This is a genomic window from Stella humosa, assembly GCF_006738645.1.
GTDB classification, from domain to species: Bacteria; Pseudomonadota; Alphaproteobacteria; order ATCC43930; family Allostellaceae; genus Allostella; species Allostella humosa.
In genome coordinates this window covers 5558622-5572728 of sequence record NZ_AP019700.1, presented here as the reverse complement: position 1 = coordinate 5572728, position 14107 = coordinate 5558622, and the positions used below count along the sequence as shown (strand labels likewise).

19 protein-coding genes are annotated in these 14107 nt (G+C 70.5%); 16 read left to right on the top strand and 3 right to left on the bottom strand.

The genetic code is table 11. From position 1 onward, the window contains the following. From STVA_RS26250 to STVA_RS26235, 5 genes are read left to right on the top strand one after another with little or no spacing between them, the layout of a single operon-like run. Positions 1 to 462 carry a PqqD family protein gene (locus STVA_RS26250; RefSeq protein WP_123690516.1) on the top strand — a complete coding sequence of 154 codons (462 nt, stop codon included), beginning with the start codon at positions 1 to 3 and terminating at the stop codon, positions 460 to 462. Then, positions 459 to 1508 (top strand): phosphoenolpyruvate carboxykinase (ATP), encoded by a 1050-nt coding sequence (locus STVA_RS27840; RefSeq protein WP_170216509.1) that lies wholly within the window; start codon positions 459 to 461, stop codon positions 1506 to 1508. The genes STVA_RS26250 and STVA_RS27840 overlap by 4 nt, the downstream gene beginning before the upstream one ends. Further along, complete coding sequence (locus STVA_RS27835) at positions 1505 to 2278, top strand: glycosyltransferase family 2 protein (protein ID WP_170216510.1); 774 nt, start codon at positions 1505 to 1507, stop codon at positions 2276 to 2278. Before STVA_RS27840 ends, STVA_RS27835 begins: the two co-directional genes overlap by 4 nt. Then, positions 2275 to 2967, top strand: coding sequence for a glycosyltransferase family A protein (locus tag STVA_RS26240; RefSeq protein ID WP_123690518.1), 693 nt, complete (start codon positions 2275 to 2277; stop codon positions 2965 to 2967). The genes STVA_RS27835 and STVA_RS26240 overlap by 4 nt, the downstream gene beginning before the upstream one ends. Beyond that, entirely contained in the window at positions 2964 to 3389 is a 426-nt protein-coding gene (locus STVA_RS26235; protein ID WP_123690520.1) for a helix-turn-helix domain-containing protein, read from the top strand. Before STVA_RS26240 ends, STVA_RS26235 begins: the two co-directional genes overlap by 4 nt. Positions 3390 to 3393: 4 nt before the next feature. Here the strand turns inward: STVA_RS26235 and STVA_RS26230 are convergent, their stop codons facing one another. From STVA_RS26230 to hslV, 3 genes are read right to left on the bottom strand one after another with little or no spacing between them, the layout of a single operon-like run. After that, positions 3394 to 3897, bottom strand: a complete 504-nt coding sequence (locus tag STVA_RS26230) for a hypothetical protein (protein ID WP_123690522.1) — start codon at positions 3895 to 3897, stop codon at positions 3394 to 3396. Positions 3898 to 3915: 18 nt separating this feature from the next. Further along, positions 3916 to 5232 (bottom strand): ATP-dependent protease ATPase subunit HslU, encoded by a 1317-nt coding sequence (hslU, locus tag STVA_RS26225; protein WP_123690524.1) that lies wholly within the window; start codon positions 5230 to 5232, stop codon positions 3916 to 3918. Beyond that, complete coding sequence (gene hslV / locus STVA_RS26220) at positions 5229 to 5777, bottom strand: ATP-dependent protease subunit HslV (protein WP_123690526.1); 549 nt, start codon at positions 5775 to 5777, stop codon at positions 5229 to 5231. Before hslV ends, hslU begins: the two co-directional genes overlap by 4 nt. 225 nt (positions 5778 to 6002) lie before the next feature. Between hslV and hisB the strand changes: the two genes are divergently transcribed. The 11 genes from hisB (at position 6003) to STVA_RS26165 (ending at position 14101) form a co-directional block, all read left to right on the top strand. Next, positions 6003 to 6590 (top strand): imidazoleglycerol-phosphate dehydratase HisB, encoded by a 588-nt coding sequence (gene hisB / locus STVA_RS26215; protein ID WP_123690528.1) that lies wholly within the window; start codon positions 6003 to 6005, stop codon positions 6588 to 6590. Positions 6591 to 6594: 4 nt separating this feature from the next. Then, complete coding sequence (locus tag STVA_RS26210; protein WP_123690530.1) at positions 6595 to 6966, top strand: DUF2628 domain-containing protein; 372 nt, start codon at positions 6595 to 6597, stop codon at positions 6964 to 6966. Between the two features lie 10 nt (positions 6967 to 6976). Next, positions 6977 to 7618, top strand: a complete 642-nt coding sequence (gene hisH / locus STVA_RS26205) for an imidazole glycerol phosphate synthase subunit HisH (RefSeq protein WP_123690532.1) — start codon at positions 6977 to 6979, stop codon at positions 7616 to 7618. Continuing rightward, a complete protein-coding gene (locus STVA_RS26200; RefSeq protein ID WP_179955426.1) occupies positions 7615 to 8154 on the top strand; it encodes a GNAT family N-acetyltransferase in 540 nt (179 codons plus the stop codon). Before hisH ends, STVA_RS26200 begins: the two co-directional genes overlap by 4 nt. Then, positions 8151 to 8870 carry a 1-(5-phosphoribosyl)-5-[(5-phosphoribosylamino)methylideneamino]imidazole-4-carboxamide isomerase gene (gene hisA, locus STVA_RS26195; RefSeq protein WP_123690537.1) on the top strand — a complete coding sequence of 240 codons (720 nt, stop codon included), beginning with the start codon at positions 8151 to 8153 and terminating at the stop codon, positions 8868 to 8870. The genes STVA_RS26200 and hisA overlap by 4 nt, the downstream gene beginning before the upstream one ends. 2 nt (positions 8871 to 8872) lie before the next feature. Further along, positions 8873 to 9631 (top strand): imidazole glycerol phosphate synthase subunit HisF, encoded by a 759-nt coding sequence (gene hisF, locus STVA_RS26190; RefSeq protein ID WP_123690539.1) that lies wholly within the window; start codon positions 8873 to 8875, stop codon positions 9629 to 9631. Further along, positions 9628 to 9990, top strand: coding sequence for a phosphoribosyl-ATP diphosphatase (locus tag STVA_RS26185; protein WP_123690541.1), 363 nt, complete (start codon positions 9628 to 9630; stop codon positions 9988 to 9990). The genes hisF and STVA_RS26185 overlap by 4 nt, the downstream gene beginning before the upstream one ends. A gap of 48 nt (positions 9991 to 10038) precedes the next feature. Beyond that, a complete protein-coding gene (locus tag STVA_RS26180; RefSeq protein WP_123691315.1) occupies positions 10039 to 10410 on the top strand; it encodes a histidine triad nucleotide-binding protein in 372 nt (123 codons plus the stop codon). A 39-nt stretch (positions 10411 to 10449) separates the two neighbouring features. Beyond that, positions 10450 to 12003, top strand: a complete 1554-nt coding sequence (gene murJ / locus STVA_RS26175) for a murein biosynthesis integral membrane protein MurJ (RefSeq protein ID WP_123690543.1) — start codon at positions 10450 to 10452, stop codon at positions 12001 to 12003. 52 nt (positions 12004 to 12055) lie between these two features. After that, the gene (trpS, locus tag STVA_RS26170) at positions 12056 to 13063 is read left to right on the top strand and encodes a tryptophan--tRNA ligase (protein WP_123690545.1); all 1008 of its coding nucleotides are present in this window, start codon (positions 12056 to 12058) and stop codon (positions 13061 to 13063) included. Between the two features lie 147 nt (positions 13064 to 13210). Continuing rightward, positions 13211 to 14101 carry a sulfite exporter TauE/SafE family protein gene (locus STVA_RS26165; protein ID WP_338069545.1) on the top strand — a complete coding sequence of 297 codons (891 nt, stop codon included), beginning with the start codon at positions 13211 to 13213 and terminating at the stop codon, positions 14099 to 14101. Positions 14102 to 14107: the final 6 nt, after the last annotated feature.

Sequence of the window (14107 nt, the reverse complement as noted above, 5' to 3'; positions counted from 1 at the left end):
ATGTATCTGTCCGACGACACACGGCTGGTTGCCCGCGGCAACCCGATCGTTCACGAGACCCTCGACGGCGAAGCCGTCATCATCAACCTCAAGTCCGGTACCTACTACAGCCTCCAGGGCGTGGGCGCCGTGCTCTGGCAGCAGATCGTGGATTCCACGACGGTGGCAGAGCTGCGGCGGCGCATCGCCGACGAGGCAGCCCTGCCCGCCGACACAGCCGCCGCAGCGATAGATACCTTCGTGGCCGGGCTGCTCGGCGAGGACCTGGCCCTGGCGGACCCGGTTCCGGCCGGCAAGCCGGCGCCGTCCACCCAGCTTCCGGCCGACCTCACGCAGCTGCTGACCTTGCAGAGCTTCACCGACGTCCAGGAACTGCTGGCGCTCGACCCGGTGCATGACGTCGACGAGGTCGGCTGGCCGGTAAAGGCCGCCGACCTGCCCGATCCCGCGACCAAGGCATGACGGCTGCGGGGTCCCTGCGTCCGGCGCTGCAAGGGTTCTTCGCCGACTCCGTGGCGGTGTTCGAGGCTGCGGCCAGGGCCCGTGGCCTGGTGGCGCGCCGCTATCGCCTGGGGAACGGGGCCTTCCGGATCTTGTCGGCGGGCGCAGCCGCCGCTGCGACCCTCGATGCCGCGCTTGCCCACATCCGCCTGCCCGATGACGGCCCGTCCGACCTCGACATCCAGGCCTGGGACGAGGCCGATGGCGCCCTGCCGCCGGCACCATGGCCGGCGGACGCCTATGGCCATCGCGGCCAGATCGATCTCCATGCCGACGACGGGTTCGATGCCTTCTACCAACTGGGGGCCGAAACACTCTCGGTCCTGGACCGGGAACGCCGGCTGGCGCTCTATCACATGCGCGGGCCGTTGCCCTACTGGGAGCGCAGCTTCCCGTTCCGGCCGATCTTCCATTGGGCGCTGGCCGGCAGCACGCTGCAGCCGGTGCATGCGGGTGCCGTCGGCCGGCCGGGATCGGGCGTGCTGGTCACCGGCCCCAGTGGGGCCGGCAAGACCACCACCACCATCGCCTGCCTGGAGGGCGGCCTGTCCTATGCCGGCGACGACTATGTCCTGGTCGATACCGGGCCGCAGCCGACCGTCCACAGCCTCTACAACACGGCCAAGTTCACCGAGGACGCCCTGCGGCGCTTTCCGCGGCTGGCGCAACGGGTCTGGAATCCCGACCGCGTTCCGCCCGAGAAGGCGCTGGTCTTCGGCCAGGACGGCTTTCCCGACGCGCTGGTGGCATCGATGCCGATTCGCGCCATCCTCGTGCCGCGCGTGACCGGGCTGGTCGAGACCAGCCTGCGCCGGGTGCCGGCCGCCGTCGCCATCCGGGCGTTGGCGCCGACGACGCTGGCCCATCTGCCCGGCGGCGCGCCCGGCACGCTGGCCAAGCTGACCCGCCTCTGCGCGGCTGTCCCCTGCTTCGAACTGGCGGCCGGTACCGACCTGGCGCGCCTGCCGCTGGTGGTGGCCGACCTGGTCGAGCGGCTGGCGCCATGACGGCGGCGCTGGTTCCGGCCGTCAGCCCGGTCGTCAGCATCGTCATTCCGATCTACAACGGCGCGACCCACCTGCCGGGGGCGATCGAGATGATCGAGGCCGAGGGGCTGGGCGGAGTCGAGATCGTCGTCGTCGACGACGGCTCCACCGATGCCACGCCGGACCTTTGCGAAGGGCTCGCCGCAGCCGGGCGGATCATCACCACGAGAACCGTCAACCGCGGGCCGGGTGCTGCCCGCAACACCGGCGTCGGCCTGGCGCACGCGCCCATCATCGGTTTTCTCGACGTCGATGACCGATGGCCGGACGGCCGTCTCGACTGGATGCTGCGCTATATGGTCGATCGCCCGGCCGTCGAGGGCGTGATGGGGCAGATCCAGTATGCGTACACGAGCCCGGAGGCGGTCATCGCCTGGGCACCCGTCGGCCAGCCGGAGGGTGCGTTCTTCGCCCCGCATCTGGGCGCGGCCCTGTTTCGCCGGTCGCTCTGGGACCGGATGGGCGGCTTCGCCGAGGAGTTGCGCTATGGCGAGGACGTGGACTGGTACTTTCGCGTCCTGGAAAGCGAGCCGGCGCTTCATGTGCTGCGCCGGCTCGTCCTGTTGTATCGCATGCATGACGGCAACATGACGCGCGACCGGGTGACCCTCCGGCAGGCATTCGTCACCTGTATCTCGCGCTCGCTGGCCCGGCGCAAACGCCGCTCCAACCCGCCGGCGCGCCTGCCGGGACTGGAGGAGTTCATCGTCGAGGTGGATTCCAGCGCATGACCGACGGCTCTCTTACCCTGATCATGCCCGTCCGCGACGGTGCCCGTTACATCACCGAGGCGCTGGACAGCGTTGCCGCGCAGGACGAGCCGCCCGCCCGGGTCATCGTCGTCGATGACGGCTCGACCGACGACAGCGGCTCCGTCGCTGCGCGCCATCCACTCCGGCCGGAGGTCCTGGTGATCCCGCCCGGCGGCATCGGTGCCGCGCGCAACCGCGCGCTGGTGGAGACCACCTCGGAGTATGTGGCGTTTCTCGATTCCGACGACCTCTGGTCGCCCGACCATTGTTCGGTGCTGACGGAACCGCTGCGCCGCGACCCGGGGCTGGCGATGGTGTTCGGCCACGCCGCCCAGTTCGCCAGCCCGGACCTGTCGACCGAGGAACGCGAGACCGTGCACGTTCCCGAGGGCACGATGCCAGCCCTGATCTCGGGCGCCATGGTCGCGCGGCGAACGGTGTTCGAGCAGATCGGCGTGTTCGAGACGGACCTGCGGGTGGCGGAGTTCATCAGTTGGACCCTGCGGGCGACCGATGCCGGTCTGCGCTACGCCGTGCTGCCGGAGGTGGTGCTGCACCGGCGGCTGCACCTCTCCAACATCGGCCGCCACCGCGGCGACGACCGCCGGCTCGACTATGTGCGGGCGATTCGGGCCTCGCTGCATCGCCGCCGGGCCGGCCCGGCGTGACGCCGTTCGGCGAAGCCGTCCGCGGCCTGCGCGCCGAGCGCGGCATCACGCTGAAGGCGATGGCGTGCGACCTGCAGATCTCGGCCGCCTACCTGTCGGCGCTGGAGCATGGCCGCAAGGGACGGCCGAGCCGCGCCCTCCTCATCCAGGTCTGCGAATATTTCGGCATCATCTGGGACGATGCCGAAGCGCTGGAGCGCGCCGCCCGCCTGTCGCATCCCCGCGTCGTGGTCGACACTTCGGGCCTGGGCCCGCGCGCGACCGAGCTTGCCAACCGCATGGCGCGCAGCATGCGGCATTTGTCGCCGGCCACGGTGGAAGCGATGCACCGCCTGCTCGACGCGGCAGAGCGCCCGCGGCCGGGTCGCCGGCGGGCCGCAGCAGCACCCGTCGCCAAGCCGGAGACGGCCGAAGCCGGGTGAAGGGTCAGATCGCCCGGCCCAGATGGAACGACCACATGCGCGATGGCGCCAGGTCCTTGCCTTCGAGCGTCACTTCGGCCGGCGGCACCGGCAGCCGGGCTGGACTGCCGTCATGGGCACGGATGGCGAACGTGGCGGGCGGGCGGTGGTCGACGCCGTCCGGCACCGGGCTGCCGAAGCTGCGCCAGATCGCCCGCACCTTGCCGCCGCCGTCCGGCTTCTGTTCCTCGACCACGACGTTGTAGCTGGTCTGGCCGCCCTCGCAGGCGATCGCGGTCGCCCGCACCAGGAAGCGCCCGTCATCCGTCAGGCGTTGCCATAGTGGCCGGTCGGCACAGTTCAGCCAGCCCGTCGCCAGGCCGGCCGCCAGGGCGGCCACGATCAGGCCACCGGGCGCCAGTGCCGCCACGGCGGCGACCCGGTTCCATGGCCGCGGCAGGCGGCGCCGGGCGAACCAGGCCACCAGCGCGCCCGCGACCAGGACCAGGATTGCCGCCGGCAACAGCATGGGCGCGCCGCCCCGGTGCTAGAGGATGAACTTCGACAGGTCGGTGTTCTTGGCCAGCTCGCCCACCTGCCGGCGGACATAGTCGGCATCGACGACGAGCGTGGTGTCGGGGTTGTCGGTGGCCGAGAAGCTGACCTCCTCCAGCAGCCGCTCCATCACCGTGTGCAGCCGGCGCGCGCCGATATTCTCGACCGACGCATTGATCGCGACGGCCAGGTCGGCCAGGGCGTCGATGCCGTCGGGGGTGAAGTCGAGCGTCACCTCCTCGGTCTTCAGCAGCGCCTTGTACTGGGTGATGAGGCAAGCGTGCGGCTCGGTCAGGATGCGGCGGAAGTCGTCGCGGACGAGCGCGTTCAGGTTGACGCGGATCGGCAGCCGGCCCTGCAGCTCCGGCAGCAGGTCGGACGGCTTGGCCGTATGGAAGGCGCCCGACGCGATGAACAGCACATGGTCGGTCTTCACCGGGCCGTGCTTGGTGCTGACGGTGGTGCCTTCGATCAGTGGCAGCAGGTCGCGCTGGACGCCCTCGCGGCTGACGTCGCCGCCCACCCGCTCGCCCGAGCGCGCGCAGATCTTGTCGATCTCGTCCAGGAAGACGATGCCGTTCTGCTCGACGGCGCGGATCGCCTCCTGCACCACCCGCTCCTGGTCCAGCAGCTTCTCGACCTCCTCCTTGATCAGCACCTCGTAGGACTGGCTGACGGTCATCCGCCGGGGCTTGGTCCGGCCGCCCATGGCCTTGCCGAAGATGTCGCCCAGGTTCAGCATGCCGACGCTGGCGCCCGGCATGCCCGGCACCTCGAAGGTCGGAAGCTGGCCGAGCGGGTTGCCGTCGGCCACCTGCAGCTCGATCTCGCGATCGTCGATCTGGCCCTCGCGCAACATCTTGCGGAACTTCTGGCGCGTCTCGGCACTGGCATTGTCGCCCACCAGGGCGTCCAGCACGCGCTCCTCGGCCCGCAGCTCGGCCTTCGATTCGACCTCCTTGCGCAGCCGGTCCTTGGTCATCTGGATCGCGATCTCGATCAGGTCGCGGATGATCTGCTCGACGTCGCGGCCGACATAGCCGACCTCGGTGAACTTGGTCGCCTCGACCTTCAGGAAGGGCGCCTGGGCCAGCTTCGCCAAGCGCCGGGCGATCTCGGTCTTGCCGACGCCGGTCGGCCCGATCATCAGGATGTTCTTGGGCAGGACCTCCTCGCGCAGGTCCTCGGGCAGCTGCTGGCGGCGCCAGCGGTTGCGCAGGGCGATGGCGACGGCGCGCTTGGCGTCGTTCTGGCCGACGATGTGGCGGTCCAGCTCGGAGACGATCTCGCGGGGGGAAAAGTCGGTCATAGGGCTTCGACGATGATCTTGTCGTTGGTGTAGACGCAGATTTCTGCCGCAATGGCGAGCGAACGGCGGGCGATCGCCTCGGCATCCATGTCGTCGCGGTCGATCAGCGCGCGCGCGGCGGCCAGCGCATAGGACCCGCCGGAGCCGATGGCGATGATGCCGTCCTCGGGCTCCAGCACGTCGCCATTGCCCGACAGCAGCAGCGACACGTTGCCGTCGGCCACCGCCATCATCGCCTCCAGTCGGCGCAGGTAGCGGTCGGTCCGCCAGTCCTTGGCCAACTCGACGCAAGCGCGCGCCAACTGGCTCGGATGGGCCTCCAGCTTGGCTTCCAGGCGCTCGAACAGGGTGAAGGCGTCCGCCGTGGCGCCGGCAAATCCGGCGATGATGCTGCCATTGCCGATGCGGCGCACCTTGCGGGCGTTCGATTTCATCACCGTCTGGCCCATCGACACCTGTCCATCGCCGGCCATGGCGACGCGCCCGGCCTTGCGGACGCAAAGGATGGTTGTGCCGTGCCAGGCGGGGGGCTCGCGGTCTGTCATTCGTCTCTTGATGTTGGGGGCCGGGTCGCGGCGGGACGACGGTCCCGGCCGCGCGCGATCGGAATGGTTGCGGCCAAGAGGATGGGGGGCGGCGCGCCCGCGATCAAGAGCGCAGGCGCCGCACCGGCGGCGGCCGCGGTCCCGATGGCCCGCTTCGGGTGGCGCGGGCGGGCGCTTCGGGCTATAGAACGGCCGGAACCCCCAGGCCACCATCCGAGGACGCCCATGCGCCGCGCCACCGTGGAGCGCAACACCAAGGAGACGCGCATCGCCGTGTCCGTCGACCTCGACGGCAGCGGCACGGCCGATGTCGCGACCGGTATCGGTTTTCTCGACCACATGCTGGACCAGCTCGCGCGCCACGGGCTGTTCGACATCAAGGTGCGGGCCGAAGGCGACCTGCATATCGATTTCCATCACACGACCGAGGACGTCGGCATCGCGCTGGGCCAGGCCTTCGCCCAGGCGGCCGGCGACCGCAAGGGCATCACCCGTTGGGGCGATGCGCTGATCCCGATGGACGAGACGCTGACGCGCGTGGCGCTCGATGCCTCGAACCGGCCCTACCTGATCTGGAAGGTGGTCTTCACCCGCCCCAAGTTGGGCGACATGGACACCGAGCTGTTCAAGGAATGGTTCCAGGCCTTCGCCCAGAACGCCGGGCTGACGCTGCATATCGAGAATCTCTACGGCGAGAACAACCATCACATCGTCGAAAGCTGCTTCAAGGGCCTGGCCCGGGCGCTGCGCGCGGCGATGACGCTGGATCCGCGCCAGGCGGGCTCGGTGCCCTCGACCAAGGGCGTCCTCTAGTCCGATGCGGGTCTATTCGGTCCATGTCCGTGCCGACGACGCGATCGCCGTGCGCGAGGGCTTCGCCTGGTCGGCGCTGCCGCTGCCGATCCTGTGGGCGGCCGGCCATCGCCTGTGGCTGCTGACCCTGCTGGTGCTGGCGGCGGACCTGCTGCTGGTGGCGGCCTGGGTGCATGGCTGGCTCGGCACGACCGAGGCGGGCCTGGTGACCGTGGCCTTCCGGTTCCTCTTCGCGGCCGAGGCCAACGACCTGTTCCGCCGGCAGCTCTACTGGCGCGGCTATGTCGAGGACGGCCCCACGACCGGCCGCTCGGCCGATGCCGCGCTGCGGCGCTGGGCCGACCGCCGCCAGGGCTGGGACGGGGCCTACGCATGACGGGTGCAGCATGACCATCGCCGTCGTCGACTACGGGTCGGGCAACCTGCGCTCGGCCGCCAAGGCGCTGGCGCGCGCCGCCCGCGATTCGGGCGACCCGCGCCCGGTCGCCGTCACCGCCGATCCCGATATCGTGCGCCGCGCCGATCATGTGGTGCTGCCGGGCGTGGGGGCGTTCGGCGACTGCCGGCGGGGCCTGGGTGACGTGCCCGGCATGATAGAGGCGCTGGAAGAGGCGGTGCATCGCGGCGGCCGTCCCTTCCTCGGCATCTGCGTCGGCATGCAGCTGATGGCCGAGCGCGGCGTCGAGCACGGCGTCCATCCCGGCCTGGGATGGATCGCGGGCGAGGTGCGCGTGATCCAGCCGACCGATCCGCAACTGAAGATCCCACACATGGGATGGAACGAACTGGGGCCGGTGCCCGGCCACCCGGTGCTGCGCGACCTCCGCCAGGGCGACCACGTCTATTTCGTGCACAGCTATGCCATCCGGCCGGAGCGGCCGGCCGACCTGCTGGTCGAAACCGACTATGGCGGCCCGATCGCGGCCGTCGTCGGCCGCGACAACCTGATCGGCACGCAGTTCCACCCCGAGAAGAGCCAGGCGGCTGGCCTCGGCCTGCTCGCATCCTTCCTGGCATGGCGGCCATGAGCGTGAACAGCCTGGCCGCGACGATCGGCATCGAGGAGATGACTCGCTTCGCCAAGGGCGACCTGGCGGACCTGTGCGACGCCGCCGAGGCGGCGATCCGCGCCGGCGGCGGCTTCGGCTGGCTGACGCCGCCGCCGCGCCAGGTCATGGAGGCCTACTGGAAGGGCGTGCTGCTGGTGCCCGAGCGCCGGTTGTTCGTCGGTCGGCTCGACGGCGTCATCGCCGCGTCCGCCCAGATGTCGCGCCCCTCGCGCCATAACGAGGTACAGGCCCACGCGGCCACCATGACGACCCATTTCGTGGCGCCCTGGGCGCGCGGGCACGGGCTGGCCCGCGAACTCGTCGTCACGGTCTGCGCGGCGGCCCGGGACGAGGGCTACCAGCTCCTCAACCTCGATGTCCGAGAGACGCAGACCGCCGCCATCGCCCACTACGAGAATCTGGGCTTCGTCCATTGGGGGACCCATCCCCTCTATGCCGTCGTCGACGGCGCGCCGGTGGCCGGACGCTACTATTACAAGAGGCTGGACCAGTGATCCTCTACCCTGCCATCGACCTGAAGGAGGGGCGCTGCGTGCGGTTGCTGCGCGGCGCGATGGACCAGGCCACCGTCTACAACGACGACCCGGCAGCCCAGGCGCAGCTCTTCGCCCAGGCCGGGTTCCCGTGGCTGCATTTGGTCGACCTCGACGGCGCCATCCATGGGCGCGCGGTCAACCAGGCGGCGGTGGCCGCCATCCTGGCGGCGGTCGACGTGCCGGTGCAGCTCGGCGGCGGCATCCGCGACATGGCGGCGATCGAGCGCTGGCTCGCGGCCGGCATCCGCCGCGTCATCCTGGGCACGGTCGCCCTGCGCGATCCCGACCTGGTGCGCGCGGCCGGCCGGCTTCATCCCGGCCGGGTCGTGGTCGGCATCGATGCCCGCGGCGGCCGGGTCGCGGTCGAAGGCTGGGTCGAGACGGCCGAGACGACCGCACTCGATCTCGCGCGCCGCTTCGAGGATGCTGGCGTGGCCGCGATCATCTACACCGACATCGACCGCGACGGTGCGCTGGTCGGCGTCAATGTCGAGGCCACGGCCGAACTGGCCCGCGCGGTCTCGATCCCCGTGATCGCCTCTGGCGGCGTGGCCGGCATCGCCGACATCCACGCCGTGAAGGCGACCGGCGTCATTGCCGGCGTCGTCGTCGGGCGGGCCCTCTATGACGGCCGGCTGGCGCCCGACGAGGCCCTGCAGGCGCTGGCGGCCTAGCCATGCTGAAGGCCCGCATCATCCCCTGCCTCGACGTCAAGGACGGCCGCGTGGTCAAAGGCGTGCAGTTTGTCGATCTGGTCGATGCCGGCGACCCGGTGGAGCAGGCGCGCGTCTACGACAAGGCCGGCGCCGACGAGCTGTGCTTCCTCGATATCACCGCCAGCCACGAGGACCGGCGAACCATCTTCGATGTCGTCTCGCGCACGGCCGAGGAATGCTTCATGCCCCTGACGGTCGGCGGCGGGGTTCGCACGCTGACCGACATCCGCGAGCTGCTGCTGGCCGGTGCGGACAAGGTGTCGATCAACACCGCGGCCGTGACCCGGCCGGAATTCGTGGCCGAGGGGGCCGAGAAGTTCGGCGTGCAGTGCATCGTCGTCGCCATCGACGCCAAGGCGACTGCGCCCGGCCGGTGGGAGGTCTTCACCCATGGCGGCCGCCGCGCGACCGGGCTGGATGCCGTCGAATGGGCCCGCCGCATGGTCGATCTGGGGGCAGGCGAACTGCTGCTGACCTCGATGGACCGCGACGGCACCGGCCGCGGCTTCGACATCGGCCTGACCCAGGCCGTGTCCGATGCCGTCACCGTGCCAGTCATCGCATCGGGCGGGGTCGGCAACCTCGACCATCTGGTGGACGGCATCCGCGACGGCCACGCCTCGGCGGTGCTGGCAGCGTCCATCTTCCATTTCGGCACCTACACGATTGCTGAGGCGAAGGCGCACTTGTCGGCCGCCGGCATCCCGATGCGGCCATGACGGACCTCGACGCCGCCACCCTCGATGGCCCCTCTCCCGATGCCCGGGTGCTCGACCGGCTGTTCGCCACGATCGACGCCCGCCGGGGTGCGGACCCTGCGAGCTCCTACACGGCCAAGCTGCTGGCGGGCGGGGCGCCCGCCGCCGCCAAGAAGCTGGGCGAGGAGGCGGTCGAGGCCGTGATCGAGGCGGTGCTGGGCCGGCCCGATCGCCTGGCCGACGAGAGCGCCGACCTGCTCTATCATCTGCTGGTGCTGTGGGCGTCGGCAGGCGTCAGCCCCGACGCCGTATGGACCGCGCTGGCGCGCCGGGAAGGGCGGTCGGGGATCGCCGAGAAGGCGGCCCGCCCGCCGGCCTGAGCATCAGGCGAGCGCCCGCAACCGGACAGTCGGCTGAAGGTGGGAATGATGGCCTACGACGATTCGAATATCTTCGCCCGCATCCTGCGCGGCGAGATCCCCTGCCGGAAGGTCTTTGAGGACGAGCATGTCCTGGCCTTCGACGATATCCGGCCGCTGGCGCCGACCCATGTGCTGGTGATCCCCAAAGGCCACTACACCTCGGCCCAGGACTTCGCCGAAGCGGCGAGCGAGGCGGAGATCGTGGCCTTCGTCCGCGCCATCGGGCGCATCGCGCGCGAGCGTGGCATCGATGCCTCGGGCCATCGCCTGCTGGCGAACCATGGCGCCGACGGCCGGCAGGAAGTGCCGCATTTCCACGTCCATCTGGTCGGCGGGCGCGATCTCGGGCGGATGCTGCCGCGGGCCGCCGAGGAATAGCGCCCGGCCGATAGACGGCTGGGCCGGAGGGCCGATCGCATGGCGTTGCTGCAGCGGGTGGCGACGGTGGGCGGCTATACCGCCGTCAGCCGGGTTCTGGGCTTCGCCCGCGAGGTGCTGACCGCGGCCTTCCTCGGCGCGGGGCCGGTTGCCGATGCCTTCGTGGTGGCATTGCGGCTGCCCAACCTGTTCCGGGCGCTCTTCGCCGAGGGCGCCTTCAGCGCTGCCTTCGTGCCGCTGTTCGCGGGCCGGGCGGCCCAGCGCGGCCGGGCCGAGGCGCGGGTCTTCGCCGAGGATGCACTGGCCTTCCTGCTGGTCGTCCTGCTGGCGCTGGTCGTGGCGGCCGAACTGGCGATGCCCTGGGTGGTGCGCGCGATCGCGCCCGGCTTCGCCGACGAGCCGCTGCGCTTCGCGCTGGCCGTCGACCTGACGCGCATCACCTTCCCCTACCTCGCCTTCATCTCGCTGGTGGCGCTCTATGGCGGCGTCCTCAACGCGCTCGACCGTTTCGCGGCCCAGGCCTCCGCACCGATCCTGCTCAACCTGTCGCTGATCGTGGCGTTGATGCTGTTCGCCGACCGCTTCCCGACGCCGGGCCACGCGCTGGCGTGGGGGGTGGCGGTGGCGGGCGTGCTGCAGTTCCTGTGGCTCGCCATGGCGGCAGCGCGCGCCGGCATTCCGCTCGGGCTGCCATGGCCCCGGCTGACGCCCGACACCCGCCGCCTGCTGCGGCTGATGGGGCCGGGGGTGATCGGGGCGGGCATCACCCAGATCAACCTGCTCGTCTCGACCATGCTGGCCTCGCTGCTCCCGGCCGGTGCCATCGCCCATCTCTACTATGCCGACCGGCTGAACCAGCTCCCGCTCGGCATCGTCGGCATCGCGGTTGCCACCGCCGTCCTGCCGCAGCTTGCCCGCGAGCTGCGCTCGGCCACGCCCGAGACCGCGCACAAGACCCACGGCCAGGGCATGGCGATGGCGCTCGTCGTCACCTTGCCAGCCGCGATGGCCCTGGCCGTCCTGGCTCACCCGATCGTCCGCACGCTCTACGAGCGCGGCGCCTTCGGGCCGGAAGATACCGCGGCCACGTCCGCGGCGCTGATCGCCTATGCGTGCGGATTGCCGGCCTTCGTGCTGAGCCGTGTCGTCGTCGTCGGTTTCTTCGCGCGTGAGGACACGAGCACCCCGGTGCGCATTGCCGCCATGTCCTTCCTGGTGAATGCCGGGCTGACCCTGGCTCTGATGGCACCGCTCGGCCATGTCGGGGTGGCGCTGGCGACCACGGTGGCCGGATGGCTGTCGCTGGCGGTCATGCTGGCGATCCTTGGCCGGCGCGGCCATTTCCGGCCCGACCGGGCGATGCTGGCCCGGCTGCCGCGCATCCTGGCGGCGGTCGCGGTCATGGCCGGGCTGCTCTGGGCGGCCGATTGGCTGATCGGTGGCTGGCTGGCGGCGGCCGGCCCCGTCGGTCGCTTCGCTGGCTTGGGCGGCCTAGTTGCGATCGGCATTGCCGGTTATGGCGCGGCGGCGCTGGCCCTCGGGGCGGCCCACCCTTCGGAGCTGCGGGGGATGCTGCGGCGGCGGCGCGCTTGACCGGCCCGGCGGGCACGGCGATAACCGCCGACCATCCTGCGGGACCTTCCAGATGAACAGAATCTTCTCCGGCATCCAGCCGACCGGCAATCTGCACCTCGGCAACTATCTGGGCGCGATCCGCAACTGGGTGGGCCTGCAGCACGACTACGACTGCATCTTCTGCATCGTCGACCTGCACGCGATCACCCTGCCGCAGGACCCGGCCGGCCTGCGCGCCAGCACGCGCGAGGTGGCCGCCGCCTACATCGCGGCCGGCGTCGACCCGGACCACTGCACGATCTTCAACCAGAGCACGGTGGCCGGCCATTCGCAGCTGGCCTGGGTGCTCGGCTGCCTGACGCCGCTCGGCTGGCTCAACCGCATGACCCAGTTCAAGGAGAAGGCCGGCAAGCAGAAGGACATGGCGGGCCTTGGCCTCTATTCCTATCCGGTGCTGATGGCCGCCGACATCCTGCTCTACAAGGCCACCCACGTGCCGGTCGGCGAGGACCAGAAGCAGCATCTGGAGCTGGCGCGCGACATCGCCGGCGCCTTCAACCGCGCCTACGGGGTGGAATACTTCCCCCTGCCGGAACCCCAGATTCTCGGCACCGCGACCCGGGTGATGAGCCTGCGCGACGGCACCAAGAAGATGAGCAAGTCCGACCCGTCGGACTATTCGCGCATCAACATGACCGACGATGCCGAGACGGTCGCGCTCAAGATCCGGCGCGCCAAGACCGACCCGTTGCCGCTGCCCGACAGCGTGGAGGGGCTGGCCGACCGGCCAGAGGCCGAGAACCTGCTCGACATCTATGCCGCATTGGCCAGCATCGATCGGGATGCGGCGATCGCGGAGTTCGCCGGTGCCCAGTTCTCGGGCTTCAAGGAAAAGCTGGCGGACCTCGCCGTGTCGGTCCTGGGACCGATCGGGGCGGAGATGAAGCGCCTGGTGGCGGCGCCCGACCATGTCGATGCCATCCTCGCGCGTGGGGCGGAGCGTGCCAACGCGGTCGCCGCCCCGCACTTGGCGGAGATCTACGAGATGGTCGGCATGTTGCGTCCGCAACACGGCTAGCAAGTTCGGGCCCCGGCGGGCGGTAGACCCTTCCGCCGACGGGGTCTTCGGCGTAGCCTCCGATTCGGGTCCGGCATTGGCCGGACCCGATTCTTTTTCCGGCTGGCCTTACCCCGGACCATGAGCGTTTACCTTCCGATAGCCGAAATGTCCGTCAGCATCTTCCTGCTGATCGGGCTCGGTGCGGGGGTGGGCTTCCTGGGCGGCGTGTTCGGCGTCGGCGGCGGCTTCCTGATGACGCCGTTCCTGATCTTCATCGGTGTCCCGCCCGCGGTAGCCGTGGCCTCGACCGCCAACCAGGTGATCGCCGGCGGCGTCACCAGCGCCTACGCCCACTGGCGCCGCCGCACCATCGACATGCGCATGGCGGGCGTCGTCGTCGCGGGCGGCTTCGTCGGCTCGGTGGTCGGCGTCCTGCTGTTCGGCCTGTTGCGGCGTTTCGGCCAGATCGACCTCTTCATCTCGCTCAGCTACGTCGTGCTGCTCGGAACGGTCGGCACGCTGATGGCGATCGAGGCGACGCGCACCTTTCTGCGCCGCCGTCATTCGACCGGCGGCCGGCGCCGCCTGCACGAGCACTACTGGGCCCACGGCCTGCCCTTCAAGGTCCGCTTTCCGCGCTCCCGCCTTTACATCAGCGTGCTGATGCCGCTGGCCCTCAGCTTCTGCATCGGCATCCTGTCGGGCGTCATGGGCGTGGGCGGCGGCTTCATCATGGTCCCGGCCATGATCTACCTGCTCGGCATGCCGACCCAGGTGGTGCCGGGCACGGCCCAGGTGCAGATCGTCTTCGTGGCGGCCAGCGCCACGCTGCTGCAGGCGATCCAGCACCAGACGGTCGATGCCCTGCTGGCCTTCATCCTGCTGATCGGCGGGGTGGTCGGCTCGCATTTCGGTTCGGTGATGAGCCAGCGCCTGCGCGGCGAGCAGCTTCGCGGGCTGCTGGCCTTGCTGCTGCTGGTCGTCGCCGGCAAGCTGCTGGTCGACCTGACGTTGACGCCGGGCGACATCTTCACCGTCGTCACCCAGCGGCGCTAGGCAGGC

Bases quoted from the DNA above. Each gene is read 5' to 3' on its own strand.
- STVA_RS26250 (WP_123690516.1), top strand. From the start codon at position 1: ATGTATCTGTCCGACGACACACGGCTGGTTGCCCGCGGCAACCCGATC.
- STVA_RS27840 (WP_170216509.1), top strand. From the start codon at position 459: ATGACGGCTGCGGGGTCCCTGCGTCCGGCGCTGCAAGGGTTCTTCGCC.
- STVA_RS27835 (WP_170216510.1), top strand. From the start codon at position 1,505: ATGACGGCGGCGCTGGTTCCGGCCGTCAGCCCGGTCGTCAGCATCGTC.
- STVA_RS26240 (WP_123690518.1), top strand. From the start codon at position 2,275: ATGACCGACGGCTCTCTTACCCTGATCATGCCCGTCCGCGACGGTGCC.
- STVA_RS26230 (WP_123690522.1), bottom strand. From the start codon at position 3,897: ATGCTGTTGCCGGCGGCAATCCTGGTCCTGGTCGCGGGCGCGCTGGTG.
- hslU (WP_123690524.1), bottom strand. From the start codon at position 5,232: ATGACCGACTTTTCCCCCCGCGAGATCGTCTCCGAGCTGGACCGCCAC.
- hslV (WP_123690526.1), bottom strand. From the start codon at position 5,777: ATGACAGACCGCGAGCCCCCCGCCTGGCACGGCACAACCATCCTTTGC.
- hisB (WP_123690528.1), top strand. From the start codon at position 6,003: ATGCGCCGCGCCACCGTGGAGCGCAACACCAAGGAGACGCGCATCGCC.
- STVA_RS26210 (WP_123690530.1), top strand. From the start codon at position 6,595: ATGCGGGTCTATTCGGTCCATGTCCGTGCCGACGACGCGATCGCCGTG.
- hisH (WP_123690532.1), top strand. From the start codon at position 6,977: ATGACCATCGCCGTCGTCGACTACGGGTCGGGCAACCTGCGCTCGGCC.
- STVA_RS26200 (WP_179955426.1), top strand. From the start codon at position 7,615: ATGAGCGTGAACAGCCTGGCCGCGACGATCGGCATCGAGGAGATGACT.
- hisF (WP_123690539.1), top strand. From the start codon at position 8,873: ATGCTGAAGGCCCGCATCATCCCCTGCCTCGACGTCAAGGACGGCCGC.
- STVA_RS26185 (WP_123690541.1), top strand. From the start codon at position 9,628: ATGACGGACCTCGACGCCGCCACCCTCGATGGCCCCTCTCCCGATGCC.
- STVA_RS26180 (WP_123691315.1), top strand. From the start codon at position 10,039: ATGGCCTACGACGATTCGAATATCTTCGCCCGCATCCTGCGCGGCGAG.
- murJ (WP_123690543.1), top strand. From the start codon at position 10,450: ATGGCGTTGCTGCAGCGGGTGGCGACGGTGGGCGGCTATACCGCCGTC.
- trpS (WP_123690545.1), top strand. From the start codon at position 12,056: ATGAACAGAATCTTCTCCGGCATCCAGCCGACCGGCAATCTGCACCTC.
- STVA_RS26165 (WP_338069545.1), top strand. From the start codon at position 13,211: ATGTCCGTCAGCATCTTCCTGCTGATCGGGCTCGGTGCGGGGGTGGGC.